The following is a 16,646-nucleotide window of genomic DNA, read 5'->3' on the forward strand; positions in this document are numbered from 1 at the left end:
GTGTTGCGCAAGGTTCTTGTTACACCGGACATGCATCGCGTGCACCATTCCGTGCAGCGCACCGAGCATGACAGCAACTATGGATTTGCCCTGTCGATCTGGGACCGGATGATGGGAACCTACGTGCCACAGCCCGGCGACGGGCATGACGGAATGACGGTCGGTCTGCAATGGCAGGACGACCGGCCGACGCGACTGGGGTGGAGCCTGTGGCTGCCGTTCGGACGCAAGTGAGCCTTGCAGACATTGAAAGGGCCGTTCAAGGAACCGGCCTGATCGTCATGGGCGCGCAGCATCCGCGGGTCAGCGGGGCCAAGCATCTGCAGCACGGCACCCTGATCCTGCTCGGCACCGGGCCGGAGTTCTGGCCGGTGTTCTCCGTCTCACAGGAGATGCGGGACGGAGCGCCCGACCCAGTGGATCGCTGGTCTGGACGGATCATCGGCGGACTGGCCGTTCGGTTCGGAGCCGTCGCGCATTTTCCATTCGGCGGACCGCCCTACGCGCCCTTCGTCGACTGGGCGCTGAAATCCGGACGCGCATTTCTCAGCCCGATCGGGATGATGGTGCATGACACGGTCGGTCTGATGATCTCGTTCCGCGGCGCTCTGCAGTTCGCCGACGAATTCGACATTCCCCCGCCCTCGGGTCAGTCCCCCTGTCTGACCTGCGCCGACAAGCCCTGTACATCCGCCTGCCCGGTCGGCGCTCTGAGCGGCCAGGCGCCATATGACGTTCACTCCTGTCACAATTATCTGGACACGGCGGCCGGAGGTGCTTGTATGTCCGATGGTTGCGCCGCCCGCCGCGCCTGCCCGGTCAGCCAAGGCGCAAGGCGGCCCCCGGCCCAGAGCGCGCTGCATATGAAGGCATTCCATCCGAGATGACCCGCACCCTGATCCTGACCCGCCATGCCAAGTCCAGTTGGGACGACCCAACGCTGGACGATCACGACCGCCCGCTGAACAAGCGGGGCCGCAAATCCGCACCGGCAATCGGCGCGTGGTTGCGCAAGCACGATTGGTTGCCGGACGAAGTCCTGTGTTCATCGTCTGAACGTACGCGGGAGACCTGGCAACTGATGGGACTGCCAGCGGAGACAGTGATGTTCAGGGACGACCTCTATCATGCCTCGCCGGCTGGAATGTTCCAAACTCTCGCGGCCGCCCGTGGGCGGACGGTTCTGATGCTGGGCCACAATCCCGGCATCGCCGAGTTCGCCGCCGACATCGTCGAGGAATCGCCCGCTCATGCCCGGTTCTTCGATTATCCGACCGGCGCGACAACCGTCATGCGCTTTGCCATCGACACCTGGCGTGATCTGGAATGGCACAGCGGCGACGTGTTGGGCTTTGCGGTTCCCCGCGAGTTGCTGGAATAGGAAAGGCGGGGCAACACCCCGCCTTGCCATTGCGTCCAATCCGCGGGTGCCGCCACCCGGCGGTCTTCAGTGCCCCAGAATCTGGCTGAGAAACAGCTTGGTCCGTTCGCTCTTGGGGTTGTTGAAGAATTCTTCCGGTTCGTTCTGTTCCACGATCTGGCCCGCATCCATGAAGATGACGCGGTTCGCCACCTGCCGGGCAAAGCCCATCTCGTGCGTGACGCAGAGCATGGTCATGCCTTCCTCGGCCAACTCGATCATGGTGTCGAGCACTTCCTTGATCATTTCGGGGTCAAGTGCCGAGGTCGGTTCGTCGAACAACATGATCCGCGGCCGCATGCAAAGCGAACGGGCGATGGCCACCCGCTGCTGCTGACCGCCCGAAAGCTGGCCGGGATACTTCTGGGCCTGCTCGGGGATCTTGACCTTTTCGAGGAAGTGCATCGCGGTTTCCTCGGCCTCTTTCCGGGGCGTCTTGCGCACCCAGATCGGGGCCAGGGTGCAGTTTTCCAGGATCGTCAGATGCGGGAACAGGTTGAAATGCTGGAACACCATCCCGACTTCGGACCGGATCTTGTCGATATTCTTGAGGTCGTTCGACAATTCGGTTCCGTCCACGACGATCCTGCCCTGCTGGTGCTCCTCCAGCGCGTTCAGGCAGCGGATCAGGGTCGATTTGCCCGACCCCGACGGTCCCGCGATCACGATCCGCTCGCCCTGATTGACGGTCAGATTGATGTCGCGCAGCACGTGGAACGACCCGTACCACTTGTTCATGTTGGTGATTTCGATTGCGACCTCGTCGCTCACCTTCATTTTCGAGCGGTCGATTTCGCGGTCAATAGCAAGTTCAGACATGTGTTGAACTCCTTAGTGGTGATCGGTGGCAAGACGACGCTCGAGCCACTGCGAGTATTGAGAAATGCCGTAGCAGACGACGAAGAACAGAAGCGCGGCAAAGCCCAGAAGCTCCCAGTAGACGCCATTCCACTCGGTCGATGCCAGGATCGGGCCGCGGATCATGCCCACCAGATCGAACATCGAGATGACCGACACCAGCGTGGTGTCCTTGAACAGGCCAACGGCCACGTTCACGATTCCGGGGATCGAAATCTTCAGGGCCTGCGGCAGGATGATCAAGCGCATCGCCTGGGGGTAATCCAGACCCAGACTATCGGCCGCTTCGTACTGTCCCCGCGGCAGCGCTGCCAGACCGCCGCGGATCACCTCGGCGATGTAGGCGGCCGAGAACATGGTGATCATGATCACGACGCGCAGGAAAAGGTCGACCGTGCTGTCAGGCGGGAAGAAATACGCCAGCATCACCGATGCCACGAACAGCAGCGTGATCAGCGGCACGCCACGGATGAACTCGATGAAGATGACGCAGACCCACTTGATCAGCGGCATGTCTGATTGGCGCCCCAGCGCCAAGGCGATTCCCAGAGGCAGGGACAACGAGACACAGGTCACACCCAGCATGAGGTTCAGCATGAAGCCGCCAAGATCCCGACTGGGTACTGCCGTGAGCCAAGCCCGCTCGTTTGCATCTTCCGGAATCAGCGCTCCGCCGACATTCCAAACGATCAGCGCCACGACGATGGCCCCGAAGAAACCTGTCGCAAAGCTGCTTTTGCCGTATTTCTGAAAAACGACCGCAGCCGCGACACAACCAAGCAGAGCAACAAGCGGAACCAGAACGGTGCCTCCCCAGATGAGCCAGAAGGCCACAAATGGATAGACCGCCGTGACCAGCAGGAGTTTGCGCGGAAGGTCAAAGAACAGCACCGGTGCTGCGGCCACCAGCATCAGAACGAATGCCAGGTTGGGGCGCCAGTAGGCATCGTCGGGGTACTTGAACCCGTAGATCAACTGATGCCACCGTTCCGTCAGAACCGCAAAACAGGCGCCTGTCTTGCCATCCAGAATCTCCCGGCACTGCGCAAGTGAATCCGCATTCCAAACACCGTTCATAATCCACGGCAGCGTGTTCCTGAGCAGAAGGTAGATCAGCAGCAGCGACAGTAACGTCAGGATCGTGTTCGTGACGCCCGAGAACAGATTCTCGCGCAGCCACTTGACGGCTCCGGTTTCATTTGCCGGTGGCGGGGAAGGCGGGATGGTGCCTTCAGCCACGAAAGCGATCGAGTTTGTGGTTTGATCACTCATGGCTCAGCGCTCCTTCAACTTGACGGATGCGTTGTAGATGTTCATCACCATCGAGATCAGCAGCGAAGCCGTCAGGTAGAACAGCATCAGAAGCAGAACACATTCGATCGCCCGACCGGTCTGGTTCAAGGTGATGCCGCCCAAGGTTGCGGTGATATCCGCATAGCCCACGGCGATTGCCAGCGACGAGTTCTTGGTGATGTTCAGATATTGCGAGATCAGCGGAGGGATGATCACCCGCAGCGCCTGAGGCAGGATCACCAGATTCATGATGCGTCCGGGACGCAAGCCCAGCGCGGCTGCTGCCTCGGTTTGGCCTTTCGAAATCGCCTGAATGCCCGCTCGCACGTTTTCCGCGATGAAGGCACCGGTATATATCGAAAGCGCGAACCACAGGGCGATCAGCGGACCGCCAACTTTGATGCCCCCGCTGAAGTTGAAACCCTTCAATTCCGGCACATCCCAGGTCAAGCCCATAAGCGCCATCAGGATGAAGAACGGAACCAGCCATACCGCCAGTTTCAAAAGGAATGTTTTCGGACGCTCGCCCGTCTGTTCTTGTTGAAGCGTCGCGCGTTTCTCTATTTCATGCGACGCGAACCAGGAACCGATCAGAACAGCGATCACCAGTAGCCAGTTCAGAACGGCGACACTGAACAAACCGCTCGAAAACTCAGGGCGCGGGATATAGACGCCGCGGTTCGTGAAGGCGAACAGGTCCAACACCATGCTGGAGGTCGGGTTGTCGCCCCGAAACGCGCGTGGCCCCGGCAGCACCGCCGTCATGATCGTGAAAATGATGATGATCCAGATCAGAACCGGGATGTTCCGGAAAATCTCGACGTAAATCGCCATCAGCTTGGACACGAGCCAGTTCTTGGACAGCCGCAGAACACCTGCAAGAACGCCTAGGATTGTCGCGGTAATACAGGCGAGAAACGCAACCAGCAGCGTATTGAGGATACCGATCACAGCCGCACGTCCGTGAGAGGATTGGCTGTCGTATTCCAGAAGACGTTGGTTGATGTCGTACCCGGAAGGGTCGCCTAGAAACGAGTAGGAAATATTCAGGCCGGCGGCCCGAAGGTTCTGGATCAGGTTGTTGCCAAGATACCAGATGCTAAGCGCAATAACGATTGCCGCGATCACTTGAAACGTCAACGAGCGATAGCGGGTATCGTGTATGAGCATCGACAACCGAAAATCAGCTTTCGGTGGGTCAGTCATAGTCGACATATTTTGGGATCCCCGTGGCTTGCGGATTCTTCCTTAATGGCGGGGTATGCCCCGCTCTTGAGCTGTCCGCAGCATTTAGATGAGAAAAGGGCGCAGGAAACCCTGCGCCCTTTCCGCGGGTTTTAGCGGAACGGCGGCGAGTACAGCAGCCCGCCGTCGGTCCACTGTGCGTTCAGGCCGCGTGCGAGACCGATCGGGGTGTCCTCACCGATGTTCTGAGCGAAGATTTCGCCATAGTTGCCGCCCGCCTTGATGGCGCGCTTGGCCCATTCGGCGTCCAGGCCCAGCATCTCACCCAGAGTGCCTTCGCTGCCCAGCAGGCGGTTCACTTCGGGGTTGTCGGTGCCGGCGGCCATCTCGTCGATGTTGGCCGAGGTGATGCCCAGCTCTTCGGCCGAGATCAGCGCGTTCAGAGTCCAGCGGACCACATCGCCCCACTCGTGATCGCCGTGACGAACCAGCGGGCCGAGCGGCTCTTTCGAGATGATTTCGGGCAGCAGGACGTGATCGCCCGGGTTTTCAAACGTGGCGCGGGTTGCGGCCAGGCCCGAGGCGTCGGTGGTGTACACGTCACAGGCACCCGCCAGGTACTGTTGCTGCGCTTCGGCGTTGGTTTCGATCGGAACCGGCTCGTAGCTGATGTTGTTCGAGCGGAAGAAGTCCGCCAGGTTCAGCTCGGTGGTGGTGCCGGTCTGGATGCAGACGGTGGCGCCGTCCAGTTCCTTGGCCGAGGACACGCCCAGTGCCTTGGGAACCATGAAGCCCTGACCGTCATAGTAGTTGACGCCGGTGAACTCGAACTTCAGGTCCACGTCACGGCTGAAGGTCCAGGTGGTGTTGCGCGCCAGCATGTCGACCTCGCCCGAGGCCAGAGCGGTAAAGCGGGTCTTGCCGGTGGTGGGCACGAATTCCACAGCGTTTGCGTCGCCCAGAACGGCAGCGGCAACGGCGCGGCACACGGCCACGTCAAAACCTTTCCACTCCCCATTTGCATCCGGCGCAGCAAACCCGACCAGACCGGTGGTCACACCGCAGTTCAGCTTGCCGCGTGCCTTGACGTCGTCCATGGTTCCCGCCGCAGCAGCACCTGCAGCCAGACCGGCAACCGTGGCCGCGCCCAAAAATATGGATTTTTTCATTTTTACCTCTTCCTGATTTCCCGTCCCCTGAAGAAACGGCTCAACCGGCATTCCCAAATGCCGGAAAGATTGTCCAAAAGGTGTCTCCCCTTTAGTGGGCACAAGTTTGGTCGCATTCATGAAGAAACGTCAAGTCCAGTATCAGGGAAATCGATGATAGCGCCTGTCCGGCCAAAGCCCGCGCGGACAAGCGGCCCGCCCTATTCCGACAGGTCGAAGAACCGTTTCGCGTGCAGAAAGGCCAGCCGTTTGGTCTCGACCTGCTCATGCGCCTCGGCGTCGTGCCCCCACTGTTCTTCCTGCCAGAGCTCGTCCAAACGCGAAATGCGCCAGATCGCGTCCGGTTCGCGCCAATCCTGCGCCGCCGCAAACCCCAGGATCAGCGAGCCGGACAGGCTGACAAGATCGTGAAACGCCGCAAGCTGAAACGCATTCAGACTATGAACGCGCGACCTGAGCGCCTCCAGCGCCGCCGCGGGCTGCGGCCGGTGAACGACGCCCGCAACCTGATGAAGTCTCACCCCGAGATCAGATTCCGCCCAGTCCAGCACCGGATCCCACGCTTCGGACTGTCTTTCGACCAGGGATTCGGGGTGTTCGGCCCGATAGCACAGCAGATCCGAATCGCCATAGGCGGCGAGCATGTCGGCAACTTCCGCATGCTGGTGCCGCACCTTGTCGAGGGCCGCGTTGGCAGACCGGGTAAAGGGCATGGTCGTCGGATCGACCTCTTTGCCTTGCGCGCCCCATTCCTGCGCCACCGCTTCGGCCATTCCCCGGGTCGGCACGATCAGCGGCGCCTTGGCCGGCGTTTTCACCCGGCGCCCGTCGAGCTCGACCGTGTACCCTCCGTCGGCCTCGACCACGGCGCAGTGTTTCCAGAAGCGTTTCGGTTTCCAGTCGCTCATGCGGTCAGTTCCAGAGTAGTTCCAGCGTCGGCGGAAGTTGCGCGAACTCGTCGATCACGTGCCGGGCGTCCGTCAGCGCGGCGGGGCTGTGATAGCCCCAGCTGACGCCGATTCCCGCAACCCCCGCCGCCCGCGCCATTTCCATGTCAAAGGTGGTGTCTCCGACCATCACCGTCGCGCCGGCATCGACGCCGGTTTCGCGCCGCGCCGTGTCGATCATCGACGGGTGCGGTTTCGACGGGTGATGATCCGCGACCTGACGGGTGACGAAATAGCCCTCCAACCCATGCGCCTCGATCAGCGCATCCAATCCGCGCTGCGATTTGCCGGTCGCGACGCCAAGCAGGTTCTCAGGCTCGCCATGAAGCAGCCGAAGAACCTCCAGAGCGCCGGGATAGAGCGGCACGCTTGCCGCCCCCTCGGCGACGCGCTGCGCGTGATAGGCGTCCTTGTAGGTTTCGACAAGCCGGTGCCGAACCGCCTCGGACTGGCCGGACGCCAGACGATCCATCGCGTGCGGCAGCGACAGGCCGACGATGGACAGGATCGCCGGACGCGGAGGCACCGGCAGGGAGAATGCATCGAACGCGGCCGTCATGGCCGCGACGATGCTGCCCTGGCTGTCGACCAGCGTGCCGTCCACATCGAACAGGATCAGCCGCAGCGGTCCGGTCATTGCAGGGCCTCGAACGGATCGTCCGCCGCCAGATCCTCGGTCCATCCCAAGGTGTCCCAGCTGTCTTTCATATGCGCTGGCAGGGCGGCGGTGATCGTGACCGTCTTGCGCGTCACGGGATGCTCAAAGGACAGGCTGCGGGCATGAAGATGCAGCTTCTTGCTGATGATGCCGCCCAGTTGCGCCCCCCAGCCATCACCGAGGTTCTCCTGACCCGAACCGCCATATTTTCCGTCGCCGATGATCGGATGGCCAATCGCGGCCATATGCGCCCTGAGTTGGTGGGTGCGCCCGGTCAGCGGCTCCATCGCGACCCAGGCGGCCCGCCCGGCAACACGGTACAGCGTGGCATAGAGCGTATGCGCGCGCTTGGCACCGGGTGTGTTGTCGATCTCGCCCGGCGCAATGGCGATCATCTTTTCTCCTTCGCCGTGCTTTCCATGGCCGGGGGCCTTGACCAGTCCGGTCTTGATCTCGCCCAGATACGGTGTCGGCACGCCCGCGACCAAAGCCCAGTAGATCTTGCGCGTGTTCCGATGCCGGAAGGCGGCGGTCAATCCCTGCGCCGCCGCACGCGTGCGCGCCAGCAACAGAACGCCCGAGGTGTCCTTGTCGAGCCGATGCACCAGCCGCGGGTTTTCCTCGTGTCCGAACCGCAGCGCTTCGGCCAGGGCATCCACATGCCGGGTCTGACCGCTGCCGCCTTGCACCGGCAGGCCCGGCGGCTTGTTCAGCGCCAGGATGTGATCGTCCCGATAGATCACGCAGGACTGGATCATCTTCGCGTCGGCATCAGTGATACGCGGTTTGGACGGCAAAGGCTTCCTGTCGGGGTCGGGCAACGGCGGCACGCGCACGACCTGCCCCGCCACGAGCCGCGTGGACGCCTTGACACGGCCGCCATCGACGCGCACCTCGCCCTTGCGGCACATCTTTTCGATCCGGCCCTGGCCGAGATGCGGGAACTGCCGGCGCAGCCACCTGTCCAGCCGCTGATCGCCGTCCGAGTCCGACACGTTGATTGTCTGCACCCCGCTCATGCCCAGAGCCCCCGGGCCAGATACAAACCGAGTGCCAGCGCCGCCAGCGACAGGCCGACCGACAAGGCGACGTAAAGCATCGCATGGCCGACGGCGCCACGTTCGTAGAGCGTGATCGCCTCCAGCGAAAAGGCGGAAAAGGTCGTGAACCCGCCCATGATCCCGGTCGCCACCAGCGGGCTCAGATGATGCAGGCCGCGATGCGCCGCTGCGACCACGAACATGCCCATCAGGAAAGACCCGACGACATTGACCAGGATGATCGCCACGGGAAACTCCTGCGGCCCCCAGACGCGCAGCACACCCAATCCGGTCAGGTACCGGAGGGACGCCCCGACCGCGCCGCCAAGCGCCACATGCAGAACCGAAGACAACATGGGCCGGTCTGTCGCGCGCGCGGGTCGTGATGTCAAGGCACGAAGACTGGCCGCGGACGCACCCGTTCAGATATTGGCAAAGTCCCCGTGGCGACCGGCGCCGTCACGGAATCGCGCAGCCCCGCCGGTGCCTTCCGTTCGGATCGCGTCCAACCCGTTGCCCCATTCCAGTTTCAATGCATCCCGCACCGGCATCCCGCGCGTCTCGATGATGGAGCGGCGGTCGGCGCGTACCGCCTCCTGCGGGAACCGTGCGATTTCGTGCGCCATGGCTTCGGCGGCATCGCGGGCCGCGCCATGCGGCACGACCATTTCGGCCAGACCGACGCGATGGCACTCATCCGCCTCGACCTTGCGGCCGGTCAGCGCGATTTCCAGCGCCTTGCCCTGTCCCACCAGACGGGGCAGTCGGACCGACCCGCCATCCATCAGGGGGATGCCCCATCGGCGGCAATAGACGCCGAGATAGGCGGTTTCGGCCATCACGCGAATATCGCACCACAGCGCCAGTTCCATGCCGCCCGCAACGGCGGCGCCTTCGATGGCGCCGATGACCGGTTTCGACAGTTCCAGTCGGGACGGGCCCAATGCGCCCGGCCCCACGGGCGCAGACCCGATCGGAAAGGCGTGCGCGTTGAAATACGCCTCGCGTTTCTCCGGATCGGCCAGGGACGCCGCCAGCTTGAGATCCCATCCGGCGCAGAAATTGTCGCCGCTGCCCCAAAAAACCGCCACTTTCGCCGGTCCGTCCTCGAATTGCATGAACGCATCCACCAGGGCTTGCGCATGCTCGGTGTCCACGGCGTTCCGGGCTTCGGGGCGGTCCTGGATGATGGTCCACACGTCATCCGTCTTGTCGATTGTCACGGCCATGGCGGTCTCCTTCTCCTGTCAAAAGTTCTTGACCTAGGGGAAGCCGATGCGAACCCGCCTGTCTTGCGGGACGCCGCGACACAACGTGAATGACCTCACGTCGTCACTGGTTGCGCTGCGCCCGGAGCTTGGCGAAATAGTCCAGACGCTTCTTCAACTCGCGCTCAAATCCGCGCTCGACCGGCTGATAGAGAACCGGGCGCGTCATGCCGTCGGGGAAATAGTCCTGGCCCGAAAACCCATCCTCGGCATCGTGGTCATAGGCATAGCCCGTGCCGTACCCCTGCTCTTTCATCAGCGAGGTCGGCGCGTTGAGGATGTGCTTGGGCGGCGGTTCGCTGCCCGACCGGCCGGCCAGCTTCATCGCCGCCTTGAACCCGACATAGGCGCCGTTCGACTTTGGCGCGAGCGCCAGATAGATCACCGCCTGCGCCAGTGCCAGTTCGCCTTCGGGCGAGCCGAGGCGTTCATAGACCTCCCAGGCATGCAGGCAGACCGACTGCGCCTGCGGATCGGCAAGACCGATATCCTCGATGGCCATGCGGGTGATCCGGCGGGCCAGATATCTCGGATCCTCGCCACCCGTCAGCATCCGCGCAAGCCAGTAAAGCGCGGCATCCGGGTCCGATCCCCGAACCGATTTGTGCAGGGCCGAGATCAGATTGTAGTGCTCGTCGCCGGACTTGTCGTATTTGGCGGCGCGGCGCATCAGGCGGCTGGCCAGCGCCTCGGGATCGAGCGGGCCATCGACGGTCCAGGCCGCGATCTGTTCGACGAGGTTCAGCAAGGCGCGACCATCCCCATCCGCCATTTCCTGCAGCGCCTCGCGCGCGGCGGCGGTCAGCGGCAGGGCGCGGCCAAGCTCCTTTTCCGCGCGCTGGGTCAGGCGTTCGAGATCGGCAAGGCTCAGCCGCTCCAGAACCAGTACCTGCGCGCGGCTGAGCAGCGCCGCGTTGAGTTCAAAGGACGGGTTCTCGGTGGTCGCCCCCACCAGCAGGATGGTGCCATCCTCCATATGCGGCAGGAATCCGTCCTGCTGCGCCTTGTTGAACCGGTGAATCTCATCGACGAAAAGCAGCGTCCCCTGCCCGTTCTGCCGTCGGATCTTCGCCGCTTCGAACACCTTCTTCAGATCCTGAACGCCGGTGAAGATCGCGCTGATCTGCACGAAATGCAGATCCGTCTCCTGCGCGAGCAGCCTTGCGATGGTGGTCTTGCCCACACCGGGCGGCCCCCAGAAAACCAGGCTCGACAAGCTGCCCGAGGCGAGCATCACGCCCAGCGGCGCCTCGGGGCCCAAAACCTGGTCCTGCCCGATCACCTCGCCCAGCGATTTGGGCCGCAGCCGGTCCGCCAGTGGCCGGTGCGGCGCGGCGGCCGGTTCGTCGGGGCCGGTATCGAACAGATCCGCCATCGCTCAGATCCGGAACCGCAGCGAAACCCACTGCCCGCGGCGCTGCAGGTCGATGCGGACCCATCGCCCGGTGCCTGCCAAGGCGCGGCGCACATCGTCCGGTCGCTCGATCTCGACGCCGTTGACGGCGCCGACGATGTCGCCTTTCTGCAGGCCCGCCCGCGCGCCATAGGGGCCGGGATCGAGCACCACGACCCCTTCGAGCGAAAGAGGCAACCCCAGCCGCGAGATCACCGCCGGATTGAGCCGCGCCAGGGTCAGCCCCGGCAGTACCGTCCGGTCGCCCAATACGGTTTCCTCGGCCGGCGGCATGTCCGGCGCATCCATCATCGCGACCTCGACGTCTTCCCGCGCGCCCCCGCGCAGGCGGGTCATGATCGAAACGCCGCCGATCCCGGTCACGGACATGCGGAACTTCATCTCCGACGGGGAATTGACCTCTTCTCCGTCCACATGGGTGATCACGTCGCCCACGCGAAACCCGGCCTGGGCCAGGGGGCTGGCCGGATGCAGGTCCGAGATCACGATCCCTTCGGGCAGCGACAGCCCGAGCGACTCGGCGATGTCCGCGTTCATCGGCTGCCCCACCATTCCGGCCCAGGGGCGCAGGAAACTGTCGTTGCCGGCCCGGGCCTGACGCAGAAACTCGGCGACCAGATTGGCCGGAATGGCGAAACCGATGCCGTTGGACCCGCCCGACCGGCTGAGGATCGAGGTGTTGATGCCGATCAGATCGCCGTTGACGTCGATCAGCGCCCCGCCGGAATTGCCCGGATTGATCGGCGCGTCGGTCTGAATGAAATATCCCCGCGCGTAGCCGGTCGCCACCCCGGTTCGGGCCAGCCCCGAGATGATGCCGGACGACACCGTCTGACCCACGCCGAACGGATTGCCGATGGCCAGCGCCAGTTCACCGACCTCGACCTGATCCGAGTCGCGCAGCTTCAGGAACGGCAGGTCGCTGGCGCCCTCCAGCCGCAGGATCGCGATGTCGCTCTCCTCGTCGCCCAGAACCACCTGGGCCGTGAATTCGCGGCGATCCGTCGTGACAACCTGGATCTCCGACGCCATGCCGACCACGTGATAGTTCGACACCACAAAACCGTCCTGAGAAAGGATGACGCCCGAGCCCAGCGAGTTCTGCACCCGCGGCCGCGGCGCCCCGAAGTCGCCGCCAAAGAACTCCTGAAAGAAGGGGTCCGAAAACAGCGGGTTCGACCGGCCCTGCCGGATGATCTTGGCATAGATGTTGACCACCGCCGGCGCCGCCTCTTTCACCACAGGCGCAAAGCCGAGGCTGATTTCCGACCGGCTCTGCGGAACCCGCGTTTCCGCCAGAGCCGGCGCAGCCGACGCGATCAGCATCAGGGAACACAGGACTTTCAGCATGTCACATCCATCGACAACCTCGCCCACCGGATATGCGAGGGACCGGGCGGGATTGCAAGCCGGTCAGTCCAGCGGCGCGTGCAGCCGCGTCCCGGCGGTGATGATACCGCCGCGGTTGCCGATCTCGATGCTGCCATAGCGCTGCCGGAAGCAGTTCGGCAGCGTGCGGTCGCCCGGGGGCGACAGCCACAGCCGCAGCAGGTGCCGACGGCGGGCCGGCTCGGGCCAGTCGGTGAACCCGGTCCGGTCGTGAAGCTGCGAATGGTTGTACACGAACTGCATGTCACCGGGTTGCAGGCGCATAGTCAGATGCAGGTCGGGATCGTTGGCCAGCGCATCGAACTTGTCCAGCGCCGCGACATGATCAGCGGTGAGGCGCATCGCCCCTGGAAACCGCTGGGCGCTGTCGATGTACTGGCGCTGATAGAACACCGTCAGCTTTCCGTCATGCCAGTTGAGCGGCGGGATGGTCATGAATGGTTCCATGCCTTCGGGCACTTCGCCCCGGCGGTCGGTCGCGATGGGGTCGAACAGACGCTCCAGCAGATCGGGACACTCCGCGCGCATGCGGTTGTAGATCGTTTCGGCGCTGACCAGCAGCGAGTCCCCGCCTTCCCGCGCGTCGCGCAGGCACAACAGGCCCACGATGTCGGCGCTGTCGGTGTGAAAGGTCTGGCGCGCGTGGGTCTGATAGATGCGGGTGTTCGGATCGTCGGCATCCGCACCAACGTCGCGGACATGGCCCAGGATATGGCCCTGCGCGTTCTGCGAGCGGGCCGAGCCAAGATGCGCACCCACGCCGCAGAAGATCGCGGCGGCCATTTCCTGCGAATAGGTTTCGACAGGCAGTCCCCTGAGCACCTCGAACCCGATCCCGTCGATCAGCTTGATCCGCAACGCGCCGAGGTGGTCGGCAAAGTGGGTCAGCGGAAAACCCGCCTTGGTGATCTCTCCGATGTCGCGACCCAGGCTCAGATAATGCCGCGCGGCCTGCTCCAGATCGGCAATGTCCTCGCGCGTCAGGGTGACGAGCCACGCCTCGGGCCGGGCGGCCATGTCACGGCCAATCCAGGCCGAGGGGCCGGTCAACCGTTCGGGAAGGTCTGCGAGCGCGGGCATCCTGAACTCCTCGGCGTGTTGGCCCAAGGGTCGCGCGGGAGCCGGAATGTTTCATCGCCAATTCGCGCAGGCTTTGGCCTGAAAGCGACATTGCCCTTCGGCCGGGTCCGGCCACGGCCGCATCCGCGTTTGCGGCAGATCAAGGAGTTTTGGCCTGGCTGGTTCGAACCTGCCCTAGAGGACAAGGCGGGGTTTGGAATGACGACCCGGCACCGTAATATCGGACGATCGGCGGAAAATCTGGCGAAACGGGTGAAGACGATGAGAGCAATGGTCTTTGACGGCACCGCACCAAAACTGCAGTTGCGGGATATTCCGATCCCCGAACCTGCGGCGGGTCAGGTTCTGATCCAGGTCGAGGCCTGCGGCGTGTGCCGGACGGACCTGCATGTGGTGGACGGCGATCTGAAACATCCCGAACTGCCGCTTGTGCCCGGTCACGAGATCGTCGGGCGGGTGGAGGCCGTGGCGCCGGATGTCACCACCGTCAGGATCGGTCAGCGCGTGGGCGTGCCCTGGCTGGGGCATACCTGCGGTGCCTGCCCCTATTGCCGTTCCGGGCACGAGAACCTGTGCGACCGGCCGGGTTTCACCGGGTACACCCTCAATGGCGGCTATGCGGAGTACTGCGTCGCCGATGCCCATTTCGTTTTTGCCCTGCCGGAAACGCAGAGCGCGGTGAAACTGGCGCCGCTGCTGTGTGCGGGGCTGATCGGGTATCGCAGCTTTGCGCTTGCGGGGGTGGTCTCCCGGCTCGGCATCTACGGGTTCGGCGCCGCTGCCCATATCCTGTGCCAGATCGCCCGCCATCAGGGGGTCGAAGTGTTTGCCTTCACCCGCGACGACGACCACGCGGCGCAGGGATTTGCCCGGAGACTCGGCGCGGTCTGGGCCGGCGGATCGTCGCAGGACGCGCCGGCAAAGCTGGACGCGGCCATCATCTTTGCGCCGGTCGGATCCCTGGTGCCGCGTGCGCTGAAGGCGGTGCGCAAGGGCGGGCGCGTGGTGTGCGGCGGCATCCACATGTCGGACATCCCGGCCTTTCCCTATGCCGATCTGTGGGAGGAGCGCTCCATCCTGTCGGTCGCCAACCTGACGCGGGCGGATGGCGAGGCATTCTTTCCCCTGGCCGAGGCGGCGAAGGTCGAAACCGAAGTTGTGCCCTACCCGCTGGACCGGGCCAACGACGCGCTGGAGGATCTGCGCGCGGGGCGCCTGCAAGGCGCGGCGGTTCTAACCGTCTGACGTGAAACGAAAAACCCCCGCGCTGCTGGCGCGGGGGTCGGCAAATCGGGGCGTATCGGCTTATTCGTCGTCGCCGGCGTCCTCATCCGCCGCGACGCGGGCCTTGTCGGCGGCGCCTTTGGCATCGACATCGCGATCCACGAATTCGATGATCGCCATCGGGGCCATGTCGCCATAGCGGAAACCGGCCTTGAGGATGCGGACATAGCCGCCCTGGCGGTCCTTGAAACGCGGGGCGAGAACGTCGAACAGCTTGGCGACGTCCTTGTCTTCTTTCAATTGCGACGCGGCCTGACGGCGGGCGTGCAGGTCGCCGCGCTTGCCGAGCGTGATCAGTTTTTCGACGATCGGGCGCAGTTCCTTGGCCTTGGGCAGGGTGGTCTTGATCTGTTCGTGTTCGATGAGCGAGCCGGCCATGTTCGCAAAGAGCGCCTTGCGGTGCTCGTGGGTGCGGTTCAGGCGGCGGTAGCCTCGGGCGTGACGCATTTTTCAGTTCCTTCTTTCACGTTTTGCTTTGTCCGGCCTCCGATGCGTGTCAGAGGCTCTCCTTGGGGCGGGATTGCCCGTTTCTTCCGGTTTGTACATCCCCCCGGCGGGGGGATGTCCGTTTTGTACGGCGTTCTCAGAACGCGTCTTCGAATTTCTTGGCCAGATCCTCGATGTTGTCGGGCGGCCAGTCCTCGACATCCATGCCGAGGTGCAGACCCATGCCGGACAGCACTTCCTTGATCTCGTTCAGCGACTTGCGGCCGAAGTTCGGGGTGCGCAGCATCTCGGCTTCGGTCTTCTGGATCAGGTCGCCGATATAGACGATGTTGTCGTTCTTCAGGCAGTTTGCCGAACGGACCGACAGTTCCAGCTCGTCCACCTTCTTGAGCAGCAGCGGGTTGAACTCCAGGCCATCGTCCTCGTCCTGGCGGCCGGCCGATTCCGGCTCGTCGAAGTTGACGAAGATCGACAGCTGATCCTGCAGGATGCGGGCCGCGAAGGCCAGCGCGTCCTCGGGGGTGATCGAGCCGTCGGTTTCGATCTTCATGGTCAGCTTGTCATAGTCCAGAACCTGGCCCTCGCGGGTGGGCTGCACGTCATAGGCGACCTTCTTGACCGGCGAATAGATCGCGTCGATCGGGATCAGGCCGATGGGCGCGTCCTCGGGCTTGTTCTTTTCGGCCGAGACATAGCCCTTGCCGGTGTTGACGGTCAGCTCCATGAACAGGTCGGCGCCGTCGTCCAGGTGGCAGATGACGTGATCGCGGTTCAGGATCTCGATGCCGGCGCTTTCGCTGATGTCGCCGGCGGTGACGACGGCCGGACCCTTGGCGTTGATCGACAGGCGCTTGGGGCCTTCGACCTCCATGCGCAGCGACACGCCCTTGAGGTTCAGGATGATGTCGGTGACGTCCTCGCGGACGCCTGCGACCGACGAGAATTCATGCAGCACGTTGTCGATCTGGACGCTGGTGATGGCTGCGCCCTGCAGCGAGCTCATCAGCACGCGGCGCAGCGCGTTGCCCAGGGTCAGACCAAAGCCGCGCTCCAGCGGTTCGGCGACCAGGGTCGCCTGGCGTGCGGGATCGTTGCCCGGCTTGCCGTCAAGCTGGGTCGGTTTGATCAATTCTGCCCAATTCTTGTGGATCATGTAATCCCTCCATTCCTGTCTGCGCCCCATGACCAACAAGG

Annotated in this window: 18 protein-coding genes; 4 read left to right on the forward strand and 14 right to left on the reverse strand. The window is 63.6% G+C overall.

Annotated elements, in window-relative coordinates:
* From AC2FNJ_RS19310 to AC2FNJ_RS19320, 3 genes are all read left to right on the forward strand, one after another.
* The coding region (locus AC2FNJ_RS19310) for a sterol desaturase family protein (RefSeq protein WP_496766590.1) at positions 1-234 on the forward strand (234 nt) is incomplete at its 5' end.
* A complete protein-coding gene (locus tag AC2FNJ_RS19315) occupies positions 231-887 on the forward strand; it encodes a ferredoxin (RefSeq protein WP_496766591.1) in 657 nt (218 codons plus the stop codon). The genes AC2FNJ_RS19310 and AC2FNJ_RS19315, both read left to right, overlap by 4 nt.
* A complete protein-coding gene (locus AC2FNJ_RS19320; protein ID WP_496766592.1) occupies positions 884-1,381 on the forward strand; it encodes a SixA phosphatase family protein in 498 nt (165 codons plus the stop codon). Before AC2FNJ_RS19315 ends, AC2FNJ_RS19320 begins: the two co-directional genes overlap by 4 nt.
* A 66-nt stretch (positions 1,382-1,447) precedes the next feature.
* Here the strand turns inward: AC2FNJ_RS19320 and AC2FNJ_RS19325 are convergent, their stop codons facing one another.
* The 12 genes from AC2FNJ_RS19325 to AC2FNJ_RS19380 form a co-directional block, all read right to left on the reverse strand.
* Positions 1,448-2,239, reverse strand: coding sequence for an amino acid ABC transporter ATP-binding protein (locus tag AC2FNJ_RS19325; protein WP_496766594.1), 792 nt, complete (start codon positions 2,237-2,239; stop codon positions 1,448-1,450).
* A gap of 12 nt (positions 2,240-2,251) precedes the next feature.
* A complete protein-coding gene (locus tag AC2FNJ_RS19330; protein ID WP_496766596.1) occupies positions 2,252-3,550 on the reverse strand; it encodes an amino acid ABC transporter permease in 1,299 nt (432 codons plus the stop codon).
* 3 nt (positions 3,551-3,553) lie between these two features.
* A complete protein-coding gene (locus AC2FNJ_RS19335; RefSeq protein WP_496766598.1) occupies positions 3,554-4,786 on the reverse strand; it encodes an amino acid ABC transporter permease in 1,233 nt (410 codons plus the stop codon).
* A 122-nt stretch (positions 4,787-4,908) separates the two neighbouring features.
* A complete protein-coding gene (locus AC2FNJ_RS19340) occupies positions 4,909-5,925 on the reverse strand; it encodes an amino acid ABC transporter substrate-binding protein (RefSeq protein ID WP_496766599.1) in 1,017 nt (338 codons plus the stop codon).
* Between the two features lie 200 nt (positions 5,926-6,125).
* The gene (locus AC2FNJ_RS19345) at positions 6,126-6,833 is read right to left on the reverse strand and encodes an ATP12 family chaperone protein (RefSeq protein ID WP_496766601.1); all 708 of its coding nucleotides are present in this window, start codon (positions 6,831-6,833) and stop codon (positions 6,126-6,128) included.
* Between the two features lie 4 nt (positions 6,834-6,837).
* A complete protein-coding gene (locus AC2FNJ_RS19350; protein WP_496766602.1) occupies positions 6,838-7,509 on the reverse strand; it encodes an HAD-IA family hydrolase in 672 nt (223 codons plus the stop codon).
* Positions 7,506-8,549, reverse strand: coding sequence for an RluA family pseudouridine synthase (locus AC2FNJ_RS19355; RefSeq protein ID WP_496766603.1), 1,044 nt, complete (start codon positions 8,547-8,549; stop codon positions 7,506-7,508). Before AC2FNJ_RS19355 ends, AC2FNJ_RS19350 begins: the two co-directional genes overlap by 4 nt.
* Positions 8,546-8,926: a fluoride efflux transporter CrcB gene (gene crcB, locus AC2FNJ_RS19360; RefSeq protein ID WP_496766605.1), complete on the reverse strand. Its 381-nt coding sequence runs from the start codon at positions 8,924-8,926 to the stop codon at positions 8,546-8,548. The genes AC2FNJ_RS19355 and crcB overlap by 4 nt, the downstream gene beginning before the upstream one ends.
* Positions 8,927-8,992: 66 nt before the next feature.
* Positions 8,993-9,799: a crotonase/enoyl-CoA hydratase family protein gene (locus tag AC2FNJ_RS19365; RefSeq protein ID WP_496766607.1), complete on the reverse strand. Its 807-nt coding sequence runs from the start codon at positions 9,797-9,799 to the stop codon at positions 8,993-8,995.
* A gap of 103 nt (positions 9,800-9,902) precedes the next feature.
* Positions 9,903-11,213: a replication-associated recombination protein A gene (locus AC2FNJ_RS19370; RefSeq protein ID WP_496766608.1), complete on the reverse strand. Its 1,311-nt coding sequence runs from the start codon at positions 11,211-11,213 to the stop codon at positions 9,903-9,905.
* A gap of 3 nt (positions 11,214-11,216) precedes the next feature.
* A complete protein-coding gene (locus AC2FNJ_RS19375; RefSeq protein WP_496766609.1) occupies positions 11,217-12,602 on the reverse strand; it encodes a trypsin-like peptidase domain-containing protein in 1,386 nt (461 codons plus the stop codon).
* Between the two features lie 63 nt (positions 12,603-12,665).
* Positions 12,666-13,721, reverse strand: coding sequence for a TauD/TfdA family dioxygenase (locus tag AC2FNJ_RS19380; protein WP_496766610.1), 1,056 nt, complete (start codon positions 13,719-13,721; stop codon positions 12,666-12,668).
* Positions 13,722-13,982: 261 nt separating this feature from the next.
* Between AC2FNJ_RS19380 and AC2FNJ_RS19385 the strand changes: the two genes are divergently transcribed.
* Entirely contained in the window at positions 13,983-14,966 is a 984-nt protein-coding gene (locus AC2FNJ_RS19385) for a zinc-dependent alcohol dehydrogenase family protein (protein WP_496766612.1), read from the forward strand.
* Positions 14,967-15,026: 60 nt separating this feature from the next.
* Here the strand turns inward: AC2FNJ_RS19385 and rplQ are convergent, their stop codons facing one another.
* Both rplQ and AC2FNJ_RS19395 read right to left on the reverse strand, forming a co-directional pair.
* Positions 15,027-15,452, reverse strand: coding sequence for a 50S ribosomal protein L17 (gene rplQ, locus AC2FNJ_RS19390; RefSeq protein WP_496766613.1), 426 nt, complete (start codon positions 15,450-15,452; stop codon positions 15,027-15,029).
* A gap of 136 nt (positions 15,453-15,588) precedes the next feature.
* Positions 15,589-16,605, reverse strand: a complete 1,017-nt coding sequence (locus AC2FNJ_RS19395; protein ID WP_496766614.1) for a DNA-directed RNA polymerase subunit alpha — start codon at positions 16,603-16,605, stop codon at positions 15,589-15,591.
* Positions 16,606-16,646 lie beyond the last annotated feature (41 nt).

The organism is Ruegeria sp. BHSB196, from assembly GCF_059613135.1.

Bases quoted from the DNA above. Each gene is read 5' to 3' on its own strand.
- AC2FNJ_RS19320 (WP_496766592.1), top strand. From the start codon at position 884: ATGACCCGCACCCTGATCCTGACCCGCCATGCCAAGTCCAGTTGGGAC.
- AC2FNJ_RS19325 (WP_496766594.1), bottom strand. From the start codon at position 2,239: ATGTCTGAACTTGCTATTGACCGCGAAATCGACCGCTCGAAAATGAAG.
- AC2FNJ_RS19330 (WP_496766596.1), bottom strand. From the start codon at position 3,550: ATGAGTGATCAAACCACAAACTCGATCGCTTTCGTGGCTGAAGGCACC.
- AC2FNJ_RS19335 (WP_496766598.1), bottom strand. From the start codon at position 4,786: ATGTCGACTATGACTGACCCACCGAAAGCTGATTTTCGGTTGTCGATG.
- AC2FNJ_RS19340 (WP_496766599.1), bottom strand. From the start codon at position 5,925: ATGAAAAAATCCATATTTTTGGGCGCGGCCACGGTTGCCGGTCTGGCT.
- AC2FNJ_RS19345 (WP_496766601.1), bottom strand. From the start codon at position 6,833: ATGAGCGACTGGAAACCGAAACGCTTCTGGAAACACTGCGCCGTGGTC.
- AC2FNJ_RS19350 (WP_496766602.1), bottom strand. From the start codon at position 7,509: ATGACCGGACCGCTGCGGCTGATCCTGTTCGATGTGGACGGCACGCTG.
- AC2FNJ_RS19355 (WP_496766603.1), bottom strand. From the start codon at position 8,549: ATGAGCGGGGTGCAGACAATCAACGTGTCGGACTCGGACGGCGATCAG.
- crcB (WP_496766605.1), bottom strand. From the start codon at position 8,926: ATGTTGTCTTCGGTTCTGCATGTGGCGCTTGGCGGCGCGGTCGGGGCG.
- AC2FNJ_RS19365 (WP_496766607.1), bottom strand. From the start codon at position 9,799: ATGGCCGTGACAATCGACAAGACGGATGACGTGTGGACCATCATCCAG.
- AC2FNJ_RS19370 (WP_496766608.1), bottom strand. From the start codon at position 11,213: ATGGCGGATCTGTTCGATACCGGCCCCGACGAACCGGCCGCCGCGCCG.
- AC2FNJ_RS19375 (WP_496766609.1), bottom strand. From the start codon at position 12,602: ATGCTGAAAGTCCTGTGTTCCCTGATGCTGATCGCGTCGGCTGCGCCG.
- AC2FNJ_RS19380 (WP_496766610.1), bottom strand. From the start codon at position 13,721: ATGCCCGCGCTCGCAGACCTTCCCGAACGGTTGACCGGCCCCTCGGCC.
- AC2FNJ_RS19385 (WP_496766612.1), top strand. From the start codon at position 13,983: ATGAGAGCAATGGTCTTTGACGGCACCGCACCAAAACTGCAGTTGCGG.
- rplQ (WP_496766613.1), bottom strand. From the start codon at position 15,452: ATGCGTCACGCCCGAGGCTACCGCCGCCTGAACCGCACCCACGAGCAC.
- AC2FNJ_RS19395 (WP_496766614.1), bottom strand. From the start codon at position 16,605: ATGATCCACAAGAATTGGGCAGAATTGATCAAACCGACCCAGCTTGAC.